Below are 22,198 nucleotides of genomic sequence, written 5' to 3'. Positions count from 1 at the left end.
GCACCACGAACAAGGTAACCAAGCGGTACTTTAAGGCCATCACCCTGCGGCCGTCATATATTTCAACCCGGTAACAAAGTGTCCGGGCCGAGACAATCCAGACATTACCAGGCAAGAAAAGCCGGGCAGCATCGCCGCCAGTTCTTGCCAGGAATGTGCCTATGTCCCGCTCATCATCCGTCTCCCGTTCGGCGCGCTCTGCTGCGCTGGCACTGTCGCTGCTCGCAGCCGGAGGCTGCAGCCAGCGCGCACCCACCACCTCGGCCTGCGGCCCTGTGGCCTATCAGGTCAGCGATCCGGCGGAACCCGCCAACCGCGCAGTGTTTGCCTTCAACCGCACGGTCGATGACTACCTGCTGACCCCCGTCGCCCGCGGCTACACCGCGCTGCCTGGCTTTGCCCAGCAGGGTGTGCACAACTTTGCCAACAACTTCGGCGAGCCCAAGGTGTTCGTCAACGACCTGCTGCAGGGCAACGGCGAACGGGCCATGACCAGCCTTTCACGCTTCATCTTCAACACCACCCTGGGGGTGGCGGGCCTGGTCGATGTGTCCGGGAAGATGGGGCTGAGCCAACACCGTTCAGACTTTGGCCAGACCTTCGGGGTCTGGGGCATCGCCAATGGCCCCATCGTCGAGCTGCCATTGCTGGGTACGCACAACGTGCGCGACGCGACCGGCAAAGTATTGAGCATGGCCGTGGACCCGTTCGGCGATAACAGCGATACGGTTGCCACCCTCACGACCGTGGCCACTGCCGGGCACATCGTGGATGGGCGCGCCGCCGCCCTGCCGTTGACCGATCTGCTGCACACCTGGCCCGATTACTACCTGGCAATGCGCGACTACACCGCCCAGCAGCGCAGCAACCTGGTGGCAGAAGGCAAGGCAGGCAAACCTGGAACGTGGCAAGCCCATTGCCCGGAGGCAACCGGCCATGAATGATGCCCAGACGGCCATGCTGCTGTTCCGGCGCCTGGAAGGTGCCGCCCGGCAACCCCTGTTGCTGCATGAACTGGAGGCGCGGCTATCGGCTGATGGCCGTAGCCTGGTCCTTAGCCGGTATCGGGAGCGCTACAGCGCCGAAGGCAAGCCCTACCGACACGAGGCCCACCGCAGCATACCGATTGCGGCATTGCTGCGCTGGATGGCCAGGCACGAACGCTAAAAGGGCTTTGCGGGCACGGATGCCCGAAACGCGGCAGTGGCTGCCTGTTCGGCGTGAGACAGGCAACCCGGGCACTGGCTAACCTGCTGCGGCAATGCCTTGCTCCCTTGCCACAGAAGACCCTTGCCCATGACAACCTCCGCTGCCTCCGTAGCCTCCACCACGCCTGCCGACCAGCCTCAGGGCTTTGTGGTCCGCATCGTCGGTGCTGCTGCATTCGCCCATCTGCTCAACGACCTGATCCAGGCGGTGCTGCCATCGATCTACCCCATGCTGAAAAGCGATTTTGCGCTCAGCTTTGCCCAGATCGGCTGGATCGCCCTGGTCTACCAGGTGACCGCCTCCCTGCTGCAGCCCTGGGTCGGCCTGTTCACCGACAAACATCCACAACCCTTCCTGCTGCCCGCCGGCATGCTGGTGACGCTGGTGGGCATCGCCCTGCTCGCCTTTGCCGGCAGCTATGAAATGCTGTTGCTGGCCGCCGCGGTGGTTGGCGTGGGTTCGGCCACCTTCCACCCCGAAGCCTCCCGGGTGGCCAGGATGGCCTCTGGCGGGCGCTTCGGCACCGCGCAGTCCACCTTCCAGGTTGGCGGCAATACCGGCTCGGCCCTCGGCCCGCTGCTCACCGCCGCCATCGTCATTCCGCACGGTCAGCCGGCCATTGCCTGGTTCATGCTGGCAGCTGCACTGGCTGTCATGGTGCTGTTGCGGGTAACAGGCTGGAGCGTGCGCCACGGCCAGGCCAGGCTCAAGACCTTCGCCGGTCAGCAGGCGCCCGGGTTGTCGCGGGGTGCCATGTGGCGCGCAGTAGCGGTGGTGGCCGTGCTGATGTTCGCCAAGTTCGTTTACATCGCCTCGTTCACCAACTACTTCACCTTCTACCTGATCGAGCATTTCGGCCTGAGCGTGCAACACAGCCAGCTGTACCTGTTCGTGTTCCTCGCAGCCGTGGCGCTGGGGACCTTCGCCGGCGGCCCGGTGGGTGACCGCATCGGGCGCAAGGCGGTGATCTGGGTCTCGTTCCTTGGCGTCGCCCCCTTCGCCCTGGCCCTGCCCCATGCCAACCTGGCCTGGACAGCCGTACTGGCCGTGGCCATTGGCCTGGTAATGTCCTCGGCCTTCGCGGCCCTGGTGGTGTATGCCCAAGAGGCGGTGCCAGGGCGGGTCGGCATGGTCTCCGGGGTGATGTTCGGGCTGATGTTCGGCATCAGCGGCATCGGCGCCGCCGGCCTGGGCGAACTGGCCGACCGGCATGGCATCGAGTGGGTGTACCAGGCCATCGCGTTCCTGCCGTTGCTCGGGCTGGCCACCGCGCTGCTGCCGGCCACCCGCTCGCAGGCCCGGCCGAGCCGTTGCTGCTAAAGTGGCGCTGCCTGGCTGCATCTACACGAGGTCACGATGGTAAAGCCACAGCGCGAATTGCTGGTGGAGGTCGATGAATGGACCTGGGAAGTCGGGAGCCGTGCGACCGACTACCCTACGGACTGGTTCATCGAACCCCACCGGCATGCCAAGCATCAACTGATCTACGCCATCAAAGGCTTGATGATCGTCGAGTCCGGTAACGAATGCTGGACCGTGCCGCCCAGCCGCGGTGTGTGGATGCCCTGCGGCCAGGTGCACGCCATCCGCTGTGTTGGCGACGTGAAGATGCGCAGTGTGTTCGTGCGCACCGACGCGGCGGCGGGCCTGCCCCTGCAGAGCAAGGCCATCAGCATCTCGCCGCTGCTCAGCGAACTGATCAAAGCCTCGGTGAGCTTTACCGCCCCCTTTGCCGAGGACTCGCGTGAAGCCCGGGTGATGCGCTTGATCCTCGACGAAATCTGCGTACTGCCAACCTTGCCGTTGAAGCTGTCGCAACCCAGCGACAGCCGCTTGAAGGCCATCTGCTCGGCCTTGCACGAAAGGCCTGATGACAACGCCACCGTGGCTGACTGGGCCTTGCAACTGGGCGTAGATGAAAAGACCATCCAGCGCCTGTTCCGCAAGGAAACCGGCATGACCTTTGGCCAGTGGCGCCAGCAGGCGCGGCTGATGCAGGCACTTGAGCGGATCGCACAGGGCGAGCGGATCATCGATGTGGCAGGGGCGCTGGGGTATGACAGCCCCAGTGCCTTCGCCAGCATGTTCAAGCGCCAGTTCGGCACCACACCGAGCCAGTTCTTCAAATAACCTGCAGGCCGGCAAAGGCATCAGCACAATGCGGGGGCGTGGCCGGTGCGATTTTGGCGTCGACCGGGCCAAGCCGTGTACAGTACCCCTACAACAACGCCCGATAAGGAGCCCGGCCCATGACCGTGACGCTGTCCCCCGTGCAGATCGACTGCGCTTTCGATTCCGGCAATATCCAGGTGCTGGACGCCAGCAACCCGGCCCAGGTGCACCTGGCCATCCGCCCCGACACCCACAGCGGCCACTACCAGTGGTTCCACTTCAAGGTCAGTGGGCTGACCCCGGGCCAGGTCCATCGCTTCAGCCTCGACAACGCATCGGGCTCCTCGTACAAAAATGCCTGGAGCGGCTACAACGCAGTGGCCAGCTACGACCAGAACACCTGGTTCCGCGTACCCAGCCAGTTCGACGGCACGGCGTTGTCGTTCGAAGTGAAAGCAGAGCAGGAGCAGATCTGGTTCGCCTACTTCGAGCCCTACCCGCGCGCTCGTCACAACCAGCTGATCGAACGTGCTCGCCAGTTGCCAGGGGTCGAGTTGCTGGCCAGCGGCCGAAGCGTACAGGGCCGCGACATTCCCCTGCTGCGCGCTGGCGATGGCGCCACCGGCAAGCGCAAGCTGTGGCTGATTGCCCAGCAGCACCCGGGTGAGCACATGGCCGAATGGTTCATGGAAGGGGTAATCGATCGCCTGCAGGCCAACGATGCGGTGATCCAGCAGTTGCTGGCCAAGGCCGACCTGTACCTGATCCCCAACATGAACCCGGACGGCGCCTTCCTCGGCCACCTGCGCACCAACTTCAAGGGCAAGGACCTCAACCGCGCCTGGCAGGACGCCAGCGTCGAGCTGACCCCGGAGGTGTTCTTTGCCCAGGCGCAGATGAAGCAGTACGGGGTGGATGCCTTTGTCGATGTACACGGCGATGAAGAGATCCCCCACGTATTCACCGCCGCCTGCGAGGGCAACCCGGGCTACACGCCACGCCTGGCAACGCTGGAGGAGCAGTTCCGCAGCACCTTGTGCAGCCTGACCCGGGACTTCCAGACCGTGCATGGCTATACCCGTGACGAGCCGGGCCAGGCCAATACCACGCTGGCCTGCAACGCGGTGGGCATGGCGTATGACTGCCTGTCACTGACCCTGGAGATGCCGTTCAAGGACCATGACGATGCGCCCGATGCGGTTACCGGGTGGTCGGGGGCGCGGTCGAAGGCACTGGCCGGGGCGGTGCTGGAAACGTTGGCGAAGATGGTTGACGATTTGCGTTGACCATCATGGCCTCATCGCCGGCAAGCCGGCTCCCACCTCGACCGCGCTATACCTGAGCCATGTGCAGTACTGTGGGAGCTGGCTTGCCGGCGATGAGGCCGGTAAGCCCGACAGAGGTCTGGGCTCAGAACTGCACATCCAGTATCACACTGTCGGAATAGGTCGCCGCTGGCGGCGTAGCCTGGTCCGTGTAGACCTTGGCGTTATAGTTGAACAGCTGGTTGCCGATACCGGTACCCGCCCCGGGGTTTACGTCTGCATCGGTACTGGAACGCCGTGCCGCCCCCGAAGCGCCCCAGCGCACCGTGCTGGCACTCTTGAAAATGTCGTAGGCCAGGTAGTTGTTGGCCGATGATTTCATTCGCCGCCGCCCACCGGACACGTTCTGCCCGTCATCCAGCCCCACGGTGTAGTTACTGCCCTTGGTGCACGACACGCTCACGCTCTGGCTTACCGTACCGAACCCTGCCACCACCGGGGCACTGCTGAAGCTGATGTCAGGGGTGGTGATCTGGCAGTCGTTGGTCACCGTCAGGCTCACGTTCAAGGTCTGTACGCCTGAACCGACGTCCCGCCCGAGGCAGCCCCCTAGCACACCAATCCCCGAGCAGTAGTCCCAGCTCCAGGCCACGGTCAGGTTCTCTTGATACAACCCTGCCGCGACGTTGCTGCCGATTTGGGTACGCAGGTAGATTGGTACGGTCTTGGGCGTGATACTGCCGAGTAGCCCCAACACATCGAGGATACCGTTGCGGGCAAAGTCGTAGGCCACATTCCGTGTAATCGGGTAGTTGGTGCTGTTATCGGCATACAGCGTGTAGGCGATGACGTCGCCGGTCGGGCCTACCAGCCCTCCCGAAGCCGGGGTGATCGTGGCGTAGAAGTGGTCACCGGTGCTCAGCAGGCTGAGCAATGAGCCTGAACACCGCAACCCCGAGTTCGTCGACGAAGAGGTTTGTACCGTGGTACGAACCTGCGTCGAATTGAGGCTGCCAAACGCTGCCGGTGACGTCGCCACCGACGAGCACAGGGCCCAGGCCGAGCCAGCCTGCATCAACAGCACGCTCGCCCCCACGCCACGCAACCAGGTGCTCATCGGCACACCAACGGGCCGATCAAGGGAACCGAGCCTTGCGCTTCAGGCAGGTCGAATTCCACCTGGCAATGCCCGCCCCCTTCGGTCTCTACCTGCAAGCGGTTGTGCGGCGACAGGTTCTCCAGATAGACCAGGCCGTCCCAGCCCACCACCGCCTGGCCGCCACTCTGCTCGTGGGTAACGCGGCTGCCCAACTTGAGTACCTGCTGGTTTGCGTCCACCAGCTCGACGCTGGCCGCCATCACCCGCTTGAGGGGGAACTCCAGCAAGTAGCCGCTGCCCCGGCGTACCGCCACGCGCTGTTCCACATCCGATGCGAGGACATCCGGCGGCAGGTTCATGGGGTCGATCTCGTACTTGCCCCGATAGTAACCGCTGCTGTACGGCACCAGCAGGTGCCCCTTGGCATCGGTGCGGCCGACTTCCTGGTTTTCGTAGCGTACCGGTACATCGGCATACCCCGCCGTGCTGACCACCACAAAGGCGTCATCAATGCGGTTGGCGGCAAACAGCCCGGCGTCCATCCACACCAGCGAGCCACTGGCGTCGGCCCAGCGGGTCATTTCGCCGCTGCTGCCATACACACCGGCCTGCAGCTGCACTGACTGCAGGCGCCAGGTGACGTCGGCCTGGCGGTAGGCATCGCGGTCGCTGCCTGCGGCATACCCCAGGTTGTAACCAACACCGCCACCGACCGGCACCGCGAGGCTGTAGTTGACCCGTTGCAGGCGCTCGCCTTCCTTGCTGCGCTCCATGCCCAGCGCCAGGGTGCCGTGCAGGTCGAACGGGATGACCAACTGCGCCTGCACCGCCCACTGGCTGTCGCCCACCTCGCGGTTGGCCGACAGGTACACACTGCTGCTGCCCCACAGCGGCCTGCTGTAACTCAGGTTGATCAACCGGGTACGCGTGCCATCACCGGCGCGCACATCGAAGTAACCGGCACCGACGCTGCCGTACTCGTTCAGGTTGAGGCTGAGGGTGACCTGCTCGCTGCTTTTGCTCAGTTGCATGTCCGGGGCATCGACCCGGGTCAGGTCGGCATAGTCACCATGGCGTTGCAGGCGCTGGTAGCTGAAGCCGATGCGCTGGCTGTTGTACTGATACCCCAAGGCGACCTGATGGCCCTTGTCACCGTCAAACCGGCTTTGCGCCAACGCGGCGTTAAGCACGCCGAAGTTGCCCAGCCGCATGTTGCCGCCCAGGCCAGCCAGTGCCAGCGACTCAGCGGTTTCGGCGTGGGTTTCCAGGGTGAAGCTGTCACTGACGCCGTAACGCAGGCTGGCCGAAGCAACGCCTGGGCCGTAGGCAAAATCGCGTACGGCGTAATCACGTCGCAAACTGCCCGCAGCCACCGAATAATCCGACAGGCCTTTCTGCAGCAGGCTACTGGTCACGTAGAACGGCAAGGTGGTCGACACCTGCCGGCCCAGCGCATCGGTAGTGACGACCACCGCCTCCCCCGCGCCATTGATGAAGGGCACGTTGGTCAAGGTGTAGGGGCCTGGCTGTAGCTCGGTAGTGCTGGATTTGTAGCCGTTGATGAACAGGTCCAGCGACGTTGGTACTGCCGCCTCCCCTGCGAACGCTGGCAACGGGTAAGTGACCAGGTCGGGGCGCGCACCAAAGTCACGTGACAACTGCAAGCCGCCCACCCGTACCGAACTGCTCCAGGGCAAGGCGTCGGTCACGAAATCACCCGCCTCGTACGTCAGCAGGCGCTGCTCATCGGTGAAGCGCCAGGTGGTGTCGTAGCGCATGAAGCCTTGCCGCGTGGCGTCCGCCTGTACGCCATTGAACGACTGGCGCCACTGCCCGGTGCTGGAAAAGGTGCCCCAGCTGTCGAACAGGCGCAGCTCGTTCCAGGCGGCCAGGTAGGTGCCGCCGTCGTCGGTATCATTCAGGTACAGGTCATAGTTGAACAAGGCGCCGAAACTGCTGCGGGCATCGCTGGCCGGGTACAGGTTGGGGTCGCCCAGCTGCTGGTCTGGCAGCCAGGCCGGCGGCACCTGCAGCAGCAGGCGTTGATTCTGGCTGTCGTAGTCGGTATGCAACCCCACGATGCGCTCCAGGGCCACTTCGCCCTGCGGGTTGCCCGGCAGCGAGATGCCCGCCGCGCGCAATACCTCGCTGTCCAGGTACAACTGCCCGGCCCGCTGCTGTACCGGCACCAGTTCAGCCCTGGGCATCTGGTTCACCAGCAGGTCGAGGTACAGCGTGGCATCGGCGATGGCGGACATCTCCGTGGGCGGCGGGGGCAGGTCGTCGGCCAGCGCCAGGCCAGGGCTGACCACGGCCAGTCCCAGGCACCAGCGGCGCGTCATCGCCGTCAGCCACTTCACACACGGTTTCCAACCATTGCCGGGTCCTCCCTGGCCCCTGCACTGCATTCAGTTGCTGGCTCATTGGCCTTGGCGGATGGCGTCCGCCGAGCCTTGGCCGTTGACCCGCCCCTTGAGCACGCTGGTGCTGCCGGGCGCCACGGGTGCCGGCCAACGCATGCTGGCACCCGGCAGCACATAGCCCAGCAAGCCCTCGGCCAACGGTTTGCTCTGGCTGCCTTGCTGCACCACCACATCGGTCAGGCGCGCGTGCACCGGGCCTGTGTTGCGCAGCTCAACGTAGGGTTTGCCCTGCACGGTCACCGGGCGCCAGCTGAGCTGCGGCTTGCCCACACCCTCGACATTACGCTTGCCCTCGGGGTCGGCCTTGCCCCACAGCCCCTCGCCGTAGACGAACAAAGGCACCGAGTAACGCATCTGCAGGCGGATGGCCGCTGTTGCGCCGGGCTCGGCCTTTTCGACAGGGAGGGCGGGCGGGATTTCGTCGATGATGATGCGGTAGGCCTGCTCCTGGCCGGCTGGCGAGGGGCCGGTGCGGGTCAGGCGGATCAGCTGCTTTTGCCCCGGCGCAATGTTGGCCACCGGCGGGCTGCCAATGATTTCGCGCTGCGCCTGGAACTGTTCCTGGTAATCACCCTGGCGCCACGCGAACACGCGCACCTGCAAGTTGGCCGGCGCAGTGCCACGGTTTTCCAGCCACAGGGCACCGGCCTTCTGGTCGGCCTCCAGCACCGGGTCGATCGGCCAGATCAGCACCGACGTCGCCGCCCCTGCCGGCAAGCTTGCCAGCCACAACAATCCGATCAATCCATGCGCCCACTTCGCGCCTTCCCGCATGCAGCTCTCCTTAGACACTTGTCGTTGCTGGTGCTGGCGTCTACCAGGTCACCGTCACTTGCACCACATCGGTGTAGGTCCCTGCCGGCAGGGTGCCGGTCAGCTGGACCCGCCCGTACACCGGCAGCTTGATCGCCGTCGGGTCGGAATAGCTCACGGCCACGCTCTGGCCGATCCCCAGGCTCTGGCTGAAGGCCGCGTCCCGGTACAACTGGTAGGCCAGCACTTGTGTCCCGCTCGCACGCTTGAGGTTGCGTGTGCCGCTGGCACTGTTCTGCCCCCCGTCAAGGCTCATGCTCATGGCCACGCCTGGCGTGCACTGGAACGTCACCGTACTGCCGCCCAGCGAAGTGCTGAGTGTGCTGGTGGACAACGCTGACTGCGTGCCGTAGTCCAGCGCCCCGTAGTGGGTGACGCCGCCCATCACCAGGCAGCCGGCAACGATTTGAGCCGTCACCGTGAAGGTGCTGGTGGTCACCGCACTCAGCGGGGTGGCCAGCAACAGGCCGGTAGCGGTCAGGCCCCACGCCAACCAGCGGCGCATGGTTCAGAACGACAGCTCAACCGAAATCGTGTCGGTGTAGGTCCCGGGTGGCAAACCGGCCTTGCCCACCGCCCTGCCGTAAAGATTGACCGTCTGGGCCGCGCCAGTGCTGGTTGGCAACGTGATGGTGCCGTCGATCGCCAGCAAGTTCGAAGCGCCGGAGTCGGTATAGAGGTCGTAGGGCACGAAATTGCCAGCGCCATCGGCAAGCGCCCGCGTCCCCCCGCTCGACTGGCCATCATGCAGGCCAGCGCGCACCTTGATCACAGGGATCGCACCCGCCGAACACAGAATGCTCATGGCACCGCCGCCACTTCTTTGCACCTGAGCATTGGCGCTGGTGAACAGGGCATCCACGGTGCCGAAGTTCAGCGCACCGAAATTCAACCCTGATGTCGCCGTACCGCCATTGACCTGGCATGCGGCAATCAGGGTCAACGTCGAGGTAATGCTCCCGGTCACCGTGGCGGCCTGTGCCGGAGAGGCCAGCGCCAGGCCGAGGCCTGCAAGCATGCAGCATGAAAGGTTCGTTCGCATCGGAGTCTCCTTGCGTAGTTACCAGTCCAGGGTCACTCTCAGGGTGTCGCGGTACAGCCCGGCCGGCAGCGCGCGGGGTTGCGCCACTACCACACCGTAGATGGGAATCGGGATCTGCCGGGCGCTGTTGATGGTGAAGGCGCGTGCCTGGCCGATGACGTAGCGGCTATTGCCGCCCGGGTCGACCGCCAGTTGATAAGGGATCAGTTCACGGCCGTTGCTCAGGCGGCGAATACCATCATCGCCATTCAGGCCACCATTGATCCGCACGTTGAAGGCCCGCACCTCGGGCGTGCAGCTGATCTGCAGGCTGCCCTCGCCGCTCGCTTCGTCAACCCGGCTACGCAGCGGCTGGTCCCAGTTCGGGCCGCGCTCGCCAAAGTCCAGTACACCCGGGTTGCCCAGCACGGCCGGTTGCGTTTCGTTGCTGCTGATCTGGCAGGCCGCGCTGATGACCAGCCGCGCCTGGATGAAGCCGGTGGTGCTGCCATGCGCCGTGCTACCGGGTACCAGCAGTGGCCCCAGGGTGAGCAACAGGATCGAAGTGCGCTTCATGGCATCGCGTCCTTGTGCATGGTGATATCCCTACCAGGTGACCGTGACTTTGAGCAGGTCGGCGTACAGCCCTGCATTCGGCACCCAGGCCAGTTTGTCGACACGCGCATACAGCGGCAGCTCGACCGAGCCACTGCCTGGCACCCGCGCCGACTGGGCCACGCCAACCTCCAAGGGGTCGCGCCAGGCAGCATCGCGGTACAAGCGATAAGGTATGGGCCGGGCCGTTCGGTCGTCGCTGGCCAGGTAACGCAGCTCGCCAACGCCGCCATGCTGGCCGCCGTCGACGCGCACTTGATAAGGGGTGCCCGGGTTGCACTCCAGGCGCGGCGGGCGCTGGCTCAGCAGAACCCCGCTCAAAGGCGCGCCTGGGCCGTCCAGGCGCGCCGTCGCACCCAGGTCGATCCGCCCCAGCGCCTGAGCTCCCGCATCGCGTGCCTGGGTCACCAGCATGCAGCCGCGCTGCACCAGCACCCGCACTTCCACGAGAAAGTCCGCAGCCACGGTACTGCCACTGAACAACAGGCCCAACAGCGCGGCCACCAAGCGCTCCGTCACCTTATTATCCTTATTGAAACTGCCTGATCTGAGCGTAGCAGCGAGGCAGCGCGACCGTGGTGGCATCAAGCCATTTTTTTGTATTAGCGATAAAGCGATACCGCCCCGTCAAAAAAAACCGGCCCCGCGTAGAACCCCTCGCTACCCAGTGCCTCCAATGGCCAGAGGCCGGTAAAACTGCCTATATTCTGATAGGGTGAAACAACCTCATCCTGTGCCATACATGGACGGACAAGACAGGAGCGTTTTCATTGATGACTGCAGACAACACGCTGGCAGAAGCCATGGAACGCTGTGCCCGGGAACCGATCCACGTGCCGAGCAGCATCCAGCCCCACGGTTTCTTGCTGGTGCTGGATGCCACCGACCTGTGCGTGCTACAGGCCAGTGAAAATGTCGAGCACTGGCTGGGCTTGCCGGCCCGGGAGCTGATCGGTTGCCACTTCACCCACCTGGTCAGCGACGGTTTTGACCTGCGCGCGCAGCTCGCGCGGTTACCCGACGATGAAGTCTTCCCTTTTCACATTGGCGACGTGCGCTTGCGCCAGGGCGCGCCGTTCAGCACCCCGTTGCACCTGCTGGTGCACTGTCACGACGACGTGCTGGTGGCCGAGCTCGAACCCCCACGCCTGCCGCCGGACCTGGCCGGGCAAGGCGACTACTACCCACTGGTGCGCAGCTTCGTTGGCAGCCTTCAGCTGGCCAGCAGCCTTGAAGACCTGCTGCAGCAAACAGTGCTGCAACTCAAGCGCATCACCGGTTTTGGCCGGGTCAAGGCGTACCGTTTCGATGCCGATGGCAACGGCCAGGTGCTGGCCGAGGTGGCCGACCCGGGCTACCCCCGTTACCTGGGCCTATGCTTCCCGGCTGCCGACATCCCGCGCCAGGCGCGCGAGCTGTACCGGGTGAACCGCATCCGCGTGATCGAAGACGCCAACTACCAACCCTCGCCCCTGCAGCCGGCCACCAACCCGCGTACCGGCAAGGCACTGGACATGAGCTTCGCCGCGCTGCGCAGCGTGTCACCGGTACACCTGCAATACATGCGCAACATGGGCACGCTGGCCTCGATGTCGTTGTCGATCGTGGTTGACGGTGAGCTGTGGGGGCTGGTGTCCTGCCACCATCAGCAGCCGCGTGCAGTAGACCTGCGTACCCGCACGGCCAGCGAGCTGCTGGCCAGCGTGCTGTCGCTGCAGATCGAGTCCCGCGAGGCGCATGCCAGCACACGCAAGCTGCTGGCGCTGCGCCAACACATTGTGCGCATGATCTCGTCCATGGCCGACCATGACAGCGTCAGCGACGGCCTGCGCGACCTGCCCCATGTGCTGCTGGCCTTTGCCGGTGCCCAGGGTGCCGCCGTGATCTCGGCCGAACGCTGCGACCTGATCGGCAAGACCCCGCCCGAAGCCCAGGTGACCGCGCTGGTGCACTGGCTTGGTCAGCGCGGTGCAGACACGGTGTTCCACAGTGACAACCTGCGCCGTGACATCACCGACCTGCCCGAACTGGCCGCCCATGCGGGCGGTGTGCTGGCGGTGGCCATCTCGCAGATTCACTCGCACTACCTGCTTTGGTTCCGCCCCGAGCAGGTGCGCACGGTGAACTGGGCTGGCCAGCCGACCAAGCAGGCCGGGCCGCAGGGCAACCTCGACCCGCGACACAGTTTTGAACGCTGGCAGGAAGAACTGCGCGGCTACTGCGAGCCCTGGGACCCGCTGGTGATCGAGGGCGTGATGGAGTTGCGCAGCGCCGTGCTGGGCATTGTGTTGCGCAAGGCCGAAGAGCTGGCGCAACTGGCAGGCGAGTTGCGCCGTTCGAACAAGGAGCTTGAAGCATTTTCATACAGTGTGTCCCACGACCTGCGCGCCCCCTTGCGGCACATCGCCGGCTACACGGAGCTTCTCGGCGAAATCGAAGGCCAGGGCCTGAGCGAACGCGGCAAGCGCTACCTTCAGCATATCGGAGAAGCGGCGCACTTCGCCGGCAGCCTGGTGGACAACCTGCTCAACTTCTCGCAAATGGGCCGCTCGGCCTTGCGCCTGTCCGACGTCGACCTCAACACACTGGTCGATGCGATTCGCAGCGAGCTGGCGCCGGATTACGAAGGCCGCGCAATCGTTTGGGACATCGCTGCACTGCCCAAGGTGATCGGCGACCCGGCATTCATCAACATGGCCTTGCACAACCTGATCGCCAATGCCATCAAGTACACGCGTGGCCGTAACCCCGCGCACATAGGCATCCACGCGGTACAGCACCCTGACGAAACCGAAATCTGCATCGTCGATAATGGCGTAGGCTTCGACATGGCCTACGCCAACAAGCTGTTCGGTGTGTTCCAGCGCCTGCACCGCATGGAGGACTTCGAAGGCACCGGGATTGGCCTGGCCAGCGTACGCCGTATCATCGAGCGCCATGACGGCCGGGTCTGGGCCACTGGCCAGATCGACCAGGGGGCCAGCTTCCACTTCACCCTGCCGCACCACCCCGCATCCACCTGAGGCACCACTATCACCATGCTCAAACCCATCCTGCTGGTCGAAGACAACCCAAGGGACCTGGAGCTGACGCTGCTGGCCCTGGAGCGCAGCCAGTTGGCCAACGAAGTCATCGTGCTGCGCGACGGCGCCGATGCCCTGGACTACCTGCTGCGCCGCAATGCCTATGCCGATCGCGACGACGGCAACCCTGCCGTGCTGTTACTGGACCTGAAACTGCCCAAGGTCGATGGCCTGGAAGTGCTCAAGGCAGTACGTGCCACACCCGAACTGCGCAGCATCCCCACCGTCATGCTGACCTCCTCGCGGGAGGAGCCCGACCTGCTACGCGCCTACGAGTTGGGGGTGAACGCGTATGTGGTCAAACCGGTGGAGTTCAAGGAATTCGTCGCCGCCATCTCCGACCTCGGGGTATTCTGGGCAGTGCTCAACGAACCGCCACCCGGCTCACTGCGGCTGAACCGTCGCGGTAGCAACTGAGGCCGCCGCAACGATGCAGCAAACGCCGTTGAAAATACTGATGGTCGAAGACAGCTCGATGGACGCCGAGCTGACCCTGATGCGCCTGGAGCGCAGCGGGCTGAATGTGCAGCACCGGCTGGTGTTCGACCATGCGGGTGTCGAACACGCCCTGCGTGAGGCCCGCTATGACCTGATCCTGTGCGACTGCGTGCTGCCAGGCTCGTCCGGCACCGAGGTGCTGGCCATCGCCCAACGCCTGGCGCCAGACATACCGTTCATTTTCCTGTCCGGCATCTATGGCGAAGAGCACGCGGTGGAAATGATCCGCCTCGGCGCCACCGACTACGTGCTGAAAAAGAACTTGCCGCTGCTGCCCAAGGCCGTGCGCCGGGCGCTGACCGAGGTGCAGGAACGCCAGCGCCGGCGCCGCGCCGAAGAGGCACTGGCAGATGTCGAAGCCCGTGCCCGCATCGCCATCGACGCTGCCGGCATGGGCACCTGGGACCTGCGCCCGCAAGAAGGCCTGCTGCTGTGGGACGACCGCTGCAAGACGTTGTTCGGCCTGCCCACCAGCACCGAAATGAGCCTTGACGTGTTCTACGCCGGCATCTACCCCGACGACCTGCCACTGGTGCGCGAGGCGGTGGAGCACGCCATGCGCCCGGAAAGCGGCGGCCACTACCGGGTCGAGTTCCGTATTGCCCAACCCAACGGGCTGGAGCCACGCTGGTTGCTTAGCAGCGGCCAGTGCCAGTTCGTCAACGACCAATGCGTGCGTTTTTCCGGCGTACTGCAGGACATCCACACCCAGCGCCTGGCCACCCAGGCGCTGCGCCAGCTCAACGAGATGCTGGGCGAGCGGGTGGAACGCCGCACCCGTGAACGCGACCGCGCCTGGGAGCTGTCGCAGGACCTGCTGGCCGTGCTCAACAAGGACCTGACCCCAGTCGCACTCAACCCCGCCTGGGAAGCCAGCCTGGGCTTCTCCCGCGAGCGCCTGAGCCAGTCCTCCTTGCTGCACCTGCTGCCCGAGCACGATCAGGAACTGTTGCTTACCGAACTGGCCGCCCTCGCCCACGGCCGCACCAGTGCCCGCTTCGTCGGGCGCATCCTGCATGCCGGTGGGCAGCAGCGCTGGCTGTCGTGGGTGGTGGTGCCCGAAGACACCTTGCTGTACGTGGTGGCGCGCGACATTACCAGCGAGCGCGAAGCCGCCCTTGGCCTGGCAGAAGCCAACACGCGCCTGCGCGAGCAAATCAACGAGCGCGAACGCATCGAGGCGGCGCTGCAACAGATGCAACGGCTGGAAGCGGTCGGCCAGCTGACCGCAGGCGTGGCCCACGACTTCAACAACCTGCTGACGGTCATCCTCACCGGCGCCAGCTTTCTCGAGCGCGACCTGGCCAAGGCCAACCTGGACAAAGCCCGCACGCGCCTCACGCACATCCGCGAAGCCGGCGAGCGTGGCGCCAAGCTGACTTCACAGCTGCTGGCGTTTTCCCGCCGTCAGCGCCTGGAACCCGTGCCGCTGAACCTCAATCGCACCCTGGCCGGCCTGGAAGAACTGTTAAGCCGCACCTTGGGCGGTAACGTCTCGGTACGCCTGGACCTGGACCCGGCCCTGTGGCAGGCCCTGACCGACCCTACCCAGACCGAAATGATCATCCTCAACCTGGCGATCAATGCCCGCGATGCCATGCCCGATGGCGGCCAGCTGACCCTGACAACGCACAACACCCGCATCGATACCCGCCCGCAGCGCCCCGAAGACCCGGAGCCTGGGGAATATGTGATGCTGAGCATCCGCGATACCGGCTGTGGCATGAGCGAAGACGTGCTGGCCAAGGTGTTCGAGCCGTTCTTTACCACCAAGGACATCGGCAAGGGCTCCGGCCTTGGCCTGGCCCAGGTGTTCGGCTTTGCCAAACAGTCCGGGGGCGGTGTGCGCATCGACACCGTACCTGGCCGTGGCACGCAGGTGGCGGTGTATCTGCCGGCGGTCAAGGAGCAGGCCATGAGCGAACCGGCCGTACCGCTGCTCAGGCAGTCGGTCAGCGACAGTGGCCGCAACCGTACGGTGCTGCTGGTGGATGATGACCACCTGGTGCGCGACATGCTGGGCGACGTGTTGCGCCAGTACGGCTACCAGGTGCGCCAGGCGCACAGCGGCGAACAGGCCCTGGCCCTGCTGGATGGGGAAATCGACCTGCTGCTTACCGATTTCGCCATGCCCGAGTTCAACGGCGCGCAGTTGGCGCTGGCGGCCCGTGACCGCTACCCGCACCTGCCGGTGGTGTTTCTTACCGGTTATGCGGAGTTGCAGGGCCTGGAGTTACCGGGCAGCGTGGTGATCCAGAAGCCCGTGCAGGCGGATGAGCTGGCCAGGGTGCTGAATGAAATGCTGGGGATTGCAGGTTAGTTGAGAGCGGCACAAGGCCGCTCTACAGACAGCGCGCAAAACGACAAAAACGACAAAAACGACAAAACCCAGCGCTCATCTTTCGAAGCACCGGGTGATATACGTTTGAATCTGAAAAATGGCAGGGGCGGCTGGATTCGAACCAACGCATGGCAGGATCAAAACCTGCTGCCTTACCGCTTGGCGACGCCCCTGTATCGGATGCAGCGTTTGCTGCTCTGACAATTCCAACTGAGTGACAACTGGGTTGTTGTCTTGGAATGCGCGGCACTTTAACAACAAAGTTTTGATCTGTGAAGCCCCTGATGAAAAAAAATTGCCAGAAAACAGCGGGTTAGTCATTTTCACCCGCGCTGATGCCAGACCTATCGCATGAAGCGATCATTGCCGGCCACTTTCTGTATTAGTCAAAATGGCCGCCCTCGGGCAAGCTGCACGCTGCCCCGCCATCGCCCAAGGAGCTGTGCATTTGTCTGCCTGGATCCCCGCCCCACTTCGCCAGCTTGGCCAACGCCTGCGTGGCGCCGAAGCCAACCACAGTGAACTGCTCGACTGGTTCGAGGACAAAGCCCGCAGCCGGGGTTACCAGCTGAGTGATGGCCAGCGACGGGTGATCCAGTGCATGGCCACACAACTGGCACAGCTCGAACAAGGGCAGCCACGCAGCCTTTACCTGTACGGCTCGGTGGGACGCGGCAAAAGCTGGCTGCTCGATGGCTTTTTTCAGGCGGTGCCGGTAGAAGCCAAACTGCGCCTGCACTTTCATGACTTCTTTGCCCGCCTGCACCAGGGCATGCACCGCCACCGGGCATTGGACGATGCACTGGGTGCCACACTCGATGAGCTGGTGGGCGATTGCCGGGTGCTGTGCTTCGATGAGTTCCATGTGCATGACATTGGCGATGCCATGCTGCTCACCCGGTTGTTTAACGCCTTGTTCGCCCGTGGCATGTTCCTGCTGGTGACCTCCAACTACGCCCCTGAAGGCTTGCTGCCCAACCCGCTGTACCACGAGCGTTTCCTGCCCGTGATCCGCCTGATCAACAGCGCCATGGAAGTGCTGGAGGTAGGCGGCGATACGGATTTTCGCAGCCTGCCGGCCAACCGCGAGCACCAGCGTTTCACCCAGGGCCATTATGTATGGCCAGGCGATGCCGCGCAGCGCCAGGCGCTGAATGTGCCGGAAGAACAGCCAGTGATACTGGAAGTGAACAAGCGCCCACTACGCGCACTGGCCATCGACGGCCGGCGGGTGGTGCTCGGGTTTGACGACTTGTGCGAAAAGGCCACGGCGGTGATCGACTACCTGGTGCTGGCGCAGCAGTACGATGAGTGGATCATTGATGGGCTGGATGACCTGGCGGAGTGTTCGCTGGCAGCCCAGCAGCGCTTCGTCAACCTGGTGGATGTGCTGTATGACCAGGACCGCCAAGTGACGGTGATTGGCAAGCGACCGCTGGAAGAGAGCCTCGGCGGGCCGCTTGCCGACCTGATGCGTACCCGCAGCCGGTTGGGGCAACTGCATCAGGTAGCCCTTTAGGTCTACATTGCCTGAAACGGCCTTTTCGCGGGTAACCCCGCGAAGAGGCCAGAAGAGTCAGCGCATCAACCCGCCCTGGGCAAATCCGCCAGCACCCCCTCGATCTCCCCCAGCACCGCCGGGTCATCCAGGGTCGACGGCGGCACATAGTCCTGCCCGTCGGCAATCTTGCGCAGCACCGCCCGCAAGATCTTCCCCGACCGCGTTTTAGGCAAACGCTTCACCAGCCGAACCCGGTTGAAACAGGCCAGCGGGCCGATTGCCTCGCGTACGCTGCCCACCAGGTCCACCAGCAACTGCGCCTCGCTGATGCCCTCGCCGTCCTTGAGCACAACGAGCGCCAGCGGCACCTGCCCCTTGATCTCGTCGTGCACACCAATCACCGCGCACTCGGCCACCGCCGGGTGACAGGCCACCAGGTCTTCCATTTCGCCGGTGGACAGGCGGTGCCCGGACACGTTGATCACGTCATCCGTGCGCCCCATGATGTAGACAAAGCCATCATCGTCCAGGTAGCCGCCATCGCCTGTGTGGTAGTAACCCGGATAGGTGCGCAGGTAGGCCTGCACGTAACGCTCGTGGTCGCCCCATAGCGTCTGGCTGCATCCGGGCGGCAACGGCAGCGCAATGACAATCGAGCCTTGGTGATTAGGCCCCAGCAAGTGGCCTTCGTCATCCACGACACGCACATGGTAGCCCGGTACCGCCCGGTTGCTTGAGCCCGGCTTGGCCGCGCTGCCTTCCAGCCCGACGCAGGGCGCAGTGACCGGCCAGCCGGTTTCGGTCTGCCACCAATGGTCGTGCACCGGTTTGCCACTGACCCGCTCCAGCCATTCATGGGTGCTTGAGTCGAGCTTCTCACCCGCCAGGAACAGCTGGCGCAGCGAGCTGAGGTCATGTTTGCGGATCAGCTCGCCCTCCGGGTCTTCCTTGCGGATGGCACGCATGGCGGTGGGCGCACAGAACAGCGCATTGACTTTGTATTGCTCCACCACCCGCCAGTAGGCCGAGGCGTCCGGGGTGCGAATTGGCTTGCCTTCATAGAACACCGTGGTGCAGCCGCTCATCAACGGCCCGTAGACGATCAGCGAGTGGCCGACCACCCAGCCCACGTCGGAAATGCCCCACCACACATCGCCGGCCTGCATGCCATAGATATGGCGCATGGCATAACACAGCGCCACAGCATTACCGCCGTTTTCCCGGACGATACCCTTAGGTTTGCCGGTGGTGCCCGAGGTGTACATGATGTACAGCGGGTCACCGGCATCCAGTTCGACCGGGGCGACCGGCGTGGCGCCGGCCAAGGCCGCCTGCCAGTCCAGGTCGCGGCCTGGTTGCAGTTCAGCTTGCGCCTGCGGCCGTTGCAGCACCAGCACATTGCGCGGCTGGTGCCGGGCCAGTTGCAGGGCACGGTCGACCAGCGGCTTGTAGGCAATCACCCGGTCGAACTCCAGCCCGCAGGATGCCGTGAGCAACAGCGTCGGCCGGGCGTCATCGATGCGCAGCGCCAGCTCGTTGGCGGCAAAGCCACCGAACACCACCGAGTGCACCGCACCAATGCGCGCGCAGGCCAGCATGGCCATGGCCGCCTGCGGCACCATGGGCATGTAGATGATCACACCATCGCCCTTGTTTACCCCCAACTGGCGCAGCAAGCCGGCCAGGCGCGCCACTTCGTCGCGCAACTGGTTGTAGGTGTAGGCCTGCTGCACGCCCGTCACCGGCGAGTCGTAAATCAGTGCCAGCTGCTCGCCACGGCCCAGGTCGATCTGGTGATCGAGGGCCAGGTAGCAACTGTTCAGGCGGCCATCGGCGAACCAGCGGTGGGTACCGTCGGCGTTGCCTTGCAGGGTAAGGGCAGGCTTGCGGTGCCAGGCCAGGTGCGCGGCCTGTTCCGCCCAGAATGCGGCAGGGTCGGAAATGGAATGGGCGTAGCTGTGCTGATAGCTCATAGCGAAAGGAACCCGGTACTTGTTGTTATTGAAGGGCGAACCTTGAGTATGGACCGCTACAACAGCGCCGCCATGGGACTAAAGTCACAACCGACCTGCAAATTTGCAGACAACGCAAAAGCGCCCCATAACGGTGCAAAGCCTCTAGAATAGGCCACCCTTCAGCCACCGAGCAGCCCATGGATATCGAACAGGCCCGAACCTTTCTGGAAATCGTGCGTTGCGGCAGCCTGGTCGCCGCCGCCGAACGCCTGTTCGTGTCACAGACAGCCATTACCGCCCGGGTGCAGCGCCTGGAGCAGCAATTGGGCTGCCAGCTGTTCGTGCGCAGCCGCAACGGTGCCAGCCTGACCAGCGACGGCGAGGCCTTTGTCAGTTATGCCAACCAGCTGGTGCAAACCTGGGAAGCAGCGCGGCGCGACCTGCCGCTGCCTGAAGGCTGCCAGCAAGTGCTGCATGTGGGGGCAGAAGTCAGCCTGGGTAACCCGATGTTGCTCGACTGGGTCACTGCCCTGCACCGTGAACTGCCCAGCCACGCCATACGCAGCGAAGTGAGCGACGGCGAGTCGCTGCTGCGCAAGGTCGAGATGGGCCTGCTGGACGCTGCACTGGTGTACCAGCCGACCTACGGGCCGGGCTTGCAGGTGGAACAGTTGATGGAAGAGAAACTGATCCGCGTGCGCCGCGTCGACCAACCCGAACCGTATATCTACATCGACTGGGGCGAGGCCTTCCGCCGCCGGCACGATGCCGCCCTGCCCGATTGCGCGCGCCCGGCGTTAAGCTTCAACCTCGGCCCGTTGGCGTTGCAGTTCATTCTCGACCAAGGTGGCAGCGGTTACTTTCGCACGCGGGTGGTGCAGGCGTACCTGGACAGCGGTGTGTTCGAGCGGGTACCACAGGCGCCGGAGTTCACTTACCCAACCTTCCTGGTGTATCCACGCGAACGCGACAGCGAAGCCCTTCAACAGGCCTTCGCCATCTTGCGCCGACTGGTGGCTGCCGGCGCCAGCGACTGGTCACAGCGCTGGGACCCGGTTATCTGAAGCCTCGGCGTTGCTGAGCAACTGGCGCTTGAGGCCGGCAATAAGGTCAGTCTGGGTAATCACCCCCACCAGCTGGTCGGCGTCGAGCACCGGCAGGCAGTGCAAGCCTTGTTCGCACAACAGCGGCAGCAGGCGCTCCAACGGGTGCTGGCTGCTGACACTCACCACCCGCCGGCTCATCACCTGCTCCATGCGCACCGCCTTGCGGCCAAACAGCCCGCGCCAGCTGAAACGGCCGCGCTGCATGGCCGGGCCAACCAGGTCGCTGAGGCTGACGATGCCCACCAGCTTGCCATGCTGTAACACCGGCAGGGTTTTCAGGTGGTGGCTGGCGAGCATTTTCCAGGCCTGCTCAAGGGTGGTGTCGGGCGTGGCGAACTGCACGTCGCGGGACATCACCGAGGCCGCCGTAATACCGCCCAGACTACGCTGCAGGGCGTGCTGCTCGGTGGCGAGAATGATGCGTTCCAGCTCGTCACGGGTGACGTCGACGAACTCGCCCAGCTCTTCCAGGGCCTGGTCCAGGTCTTCACTGCGGATGCCCACCCGCTCGCCGGGCAGCGGGTCATGGGTGTGGTGCAGGTCTTTGCGCGGCACCGCGCCTTTCGGGTAGCGCACGCCCGTCAGGCGGTTGTAGACAATCGCCACTGTCACCAGGATCAACGCATTGAGCAGCACCGGCTCCAGCAGGTGGTCGCCCATGGCGGTCAGCCCTGCGTCAGCCAGCACGGCACTCACCGCCACCCCGCCACCCGGTGGGTGCAGGCAGCGCAGCAGGCACATCACCAGCAGCGAGATACCCAGGGCGGCAGCGGCCACCCACAGCTCGGGGCCGAAGCCTTCGCGCATGGCCAGGCCGACCGCGCCCGCCAGGGCATAGCTGCCCAGCACCGGCCAGGGTTGGGCCAGTGGGCCGGAATGCACGGCGAACACCAGCACAGCCGAGGCGGCCAGCGGGCCAAGCAGGTGCAGGGCAATACCGGGGCCATAGGCGATGCTGGTCAGCCAGCCGGCGAGGAACAGGCCGAGCAACGCACCGATAGCGGCACGCAGCCATTCTTTTGGGGGGATATTCAGGGGCGCCGGCAACAGCCGCTGCAGACGACTTTCGGAACGCGAGGCAGGCATTTAAGTAGTCGGAATCTTTGGTTTTTCTGATTAAAAAGAAAGCCCAGCCGAGGTGGCCTGGGCCTCGTATT

19 protein-coding genes and 1 tRNA gene are annotated in these 22,198 nt (G+C 64.4%); 10 read left to right on the top strand and 10 right to left on the bottom strand.

Annotated features, from left to right (window positions below):
- The first annotated feature begins 161 nt into the window (after positions 1–161).
- From QQ992_RS09705 to QQ992_RS09685, 5 genes are all read left to right on the top strand, one after another.
- The gene (locus QQ992_RS09705; RefSeq protein WP_286113198.1) at positions 162–944 is read left to right on the top strand and encodes an MlaA family lipoprotein; all 783 of its coding nucleotides are present in this window, start codon (positions 162–164) and stop codon (positions 942–944) included.
- Entirely contained in the window at positions 937–1,167 is a 231-nt protein-coding gene (locus QQ992_RS09700; protein WP_286113197.1) for a hypothetical protein, read from the top strand. Before QQ992_RS09705 ends, QQ992_RS09700 begins: the two co-directional genes overlap by 8 nt.
- A 129-nt stretch (positions 1,168–1,296) precedes the next feature.
- Positions 1,297–2,529, top strand: coding sequence for an MFS transporter (locus QQ992_RS09695; RefSeq protein ID WP_105947958.1), 1,233 nt, complete (start codon positions 1,297–1,299; stop codon positions 2,527–2,529).
- Positions 2,530–2,565: 36 nt separating this feature from the next.
- The gene (locus QQ992_RS09690; protein WP_019099694.1) at positions 2,566–3,339 is read left to right on the top strand and encodes an AraC family transcriptional regulator; all 774 of its coding nucleotides are present in this window, start codon (positions 2,566–2,568) and stop codon (positions 3,337–3,339) included.
- Positions 3,340–3,458: 119 nt separating this feature from the next.
- Positions 3,459–4,607, top strand: coding sequence for a M14 family metallopeptidase (locus QQ992_RS09685; protein WP_286113196.1), 1,149 nt, complete (start codon positions 3,459–3,461; stop codon positions 4,605–4,607).
- Between the two features lie 124 nt (positions 4,608–4,731).
- Here QQ992_RS09685 and QQ992_RS09680 read toward each other — a convergent pair whose 3' ends face one another.
- The 7 genes from QQ992_RS09680 to QQ992_RS09650 all read right to left on the bottom strand — a co-directional run bounded on the left by QQ992_RS09680 (position 4,732) and on the right by QQ992_RS09650 (position 11,076).
- Positions 4,732–5,703, bottom strand: a complete 972-nt coding sequence (locus QQ992_RS09680; protein WP_286113195.1) for a Csu type fimbrial protein — start codon at positions 5,701–5,703, stop codon at positions 4,732–4,734.
- Positions 5,700–7,997 (bottom strand): fimbria/pilus outer membrane usher protein, encoded by a 2,298-nt coding sequence (locus QQ992_RS09675; protein ID WP_433963116.1) that lies wholly within the window; start codon positions 7,995–7,997, stop codon positions 5,700–5,702. The genes QQ992_RS09680 and QQ992_RS09675 overlap by 4 nt, the downstream gene beginning before the upstream one ends.
- 108 nt (positions 7,998–8,105) lie before the next feature.
- Complete coding sequence (locus QQ992_RS09670) at positions 8,106–8,882, bottom strand: fimbrial biogenesis chaperone (RefSeq protein ID WP_110741508.1); 777 nt, start codon at positions 8,880–8,882, stop codon at positions 8,106–8,108.
- 40 nt (positions 8,883–8,922) lie between these two features.
- The gene (locus QQ992_RS09665) at positions 8,923–9,426 is read right to left on the bottom strand and encodes a Csu type fimbrial protein (protein WP_286113194.1); all 504 of its coding nucleotides are present in this window, start codon (positions 9,424–9,426) and stop codon (positions 8,923–8,925) included.
- 3 nt (positions 9,427–9,429) lie between these two features.
- Positions 9,430–9,963, bottom strand: coding sequence for a Csu type fimbrial protein (locus tag QQ992_RS09660; protein WP_060498275.1), 534 nt, complete (start codon positions 9,961–9,963; stop codon positions 9,430–9,432).
- 18 nt (positions 9,964–9,981) lie between these two features.
- The gene (locus QQ992_RS09655) at positions 9,982–10,518 is read right to left on the bottom strand and encodes a Csu type fimbrial protein (RefSeq protein ID WP_060498276.1); all 537 of its coding nucleotides are present in this window, start codon (positions 10,516–10,518) and stop codon (positions 9,982–9,984) included.
- 30 nt (positions 10,519–10,548) lie between these two features.
- The gene (locus QQ992_RS09650; RefSeq protein ID WP_286113193.1) at positions 10,549–11,076 is read right to left on the bottom strand and encodes a Csu type fimbrial protein; all 528 of its coding nucleotides are present in this window, start codon (positions 11,074–11,076) and stop codon (positions 10,549–10,551) included.
- A gap of 254 nt (positions 11,077–11,330) precedes the next feature.
- Here QQ992_RS09650 and QQ992_RS09645 point away from each other — a divergent pair, with 254 nt between their 5' ends.
- The 3 genes from QQ992_RS09645 to QQ992_RS09635 are packed head-to-tail and all read left to right on the top strand — an operon-like array spanning position 11,331 to position 16,458.
- Positions 11,331–13,580 (top strand): ATP-binding protein, encoded by a 2,250-nt coding sequence (locus QQ992_RS09645; RefSeq protein WP_286113192.1) that lies wholly within the window; start codon positions 11,331–11,333, stop codon positions 13,578–13,580.
- Positions 13,581–13,595: 15 nt separating this feature from the next.
- Positions 13,596–14,057, top strand: coding sequence for a response regulator (locus QQ992_RS09640; RefSeq protein WP_104835155.1), 462 nt, complete (start codon positions 13,596–13,598; stop codon positions 14,055–14,057).
- Positions 14,058–14,070: 13 nt separating this feature from the next.
- On the top strand, positions 14,071–16,458 hold the full coding sequence (locus QQ992_RS09635; RefSeq protein WP_286113191.1) for a hybrid sensor histidine kinase/response regulator: 2,388 nt from the start codon (positions 14,071–14,073) through the stop codon (positions 16,456–16,458).
- Positions 16,459–16,577: 119 nt separating this feature from the next.
- Here QQ992_RS09635 and QQ992_RS09630 read toward each other — a convergent pair.
- Positions 16,578–16,652, bottom strand: a tRNA-Gln gene (locus QQ992_RS09630).
- A 275-nt stretch (positions 16,653–16,927) separates the two neighbouring features.
- Here QQ992_RS09630 and zapE point away from each other — a divergent pair.
- On the top strand, positions 16,928–17,998 hold the full coding sequence (zapE, locus tag QQ992_RS09625) for a cell division protein ZapE (protein WP_286113190.1): 1,071 nt from the start codon (positions 16,928–16,930) through the stop codon (positions 17,996–17,998).
- Between the two features lie 65 nt (positions 17,999–18,063).
- Here zapE and QQ992_RS09620 read toward each other — a convergent pair whose 3' ends face one another.
- Entirely contained in the window at positions 18,064–19,953 is a 1,890-nt protein-coding gene (locus QQ992_RS09620; RefSeq protein WP_286113189.1) for a propionyl-CoA synthetase, read from the bottom strand.
- A gap of 179 nt (positions 19,954–20,132) precedes the next feature.
- Here QQ992_RS09620 and QQ992_RS09615 point away from each other — a divergent pair, with 179 nt between their 5' ends.
- The gene (locus tag QQ992_RS09615; RefSeq protein ID WP_025754393.1) at positions 20,133–20,999 is read left to right on the top strand and encodes a LysR family transcriptional regulator; all 867 of its coding nucleotides are present in this window, start codon (positions 20,133–20,135) and stop codon (positions 20,997–20,999) included.
- Here the strand turns inward: QQ992_RS09615 and QQ992_RS09610 are convergent.
- Positions 20,973–22,127: an HPP family protein gene (locus QQ992_RS09610; protein WP_286113188.1), complete on the bottom strand. Its 1,155-nt coding sequence runs from the start codon at positions 22,125–22,127 to the stop codon at positions 20,973–20,975. The two genes, QQ992_RS09615 and QQ992_RS09610, sit on opposite strands and share 27 nt — an antisense overlap.
- Positions 22,128–22,198 lie beyond the last annotated feature (71 nt).

Origin of the sequence: Pseudomonas kurunegalensis (assembly GCF_030291635.1) — a bacterium.
Lineage (GTDB): Bacteria > Pseudomonadota > Gammaproteobacteria > Pseudomonadales > Pseudomonadaceae > Aquipseudomonas > Aquipseudomonas monteilii.
This window is presented reverse-complemented; position numbering and strand designations above follow the sequence as displayed.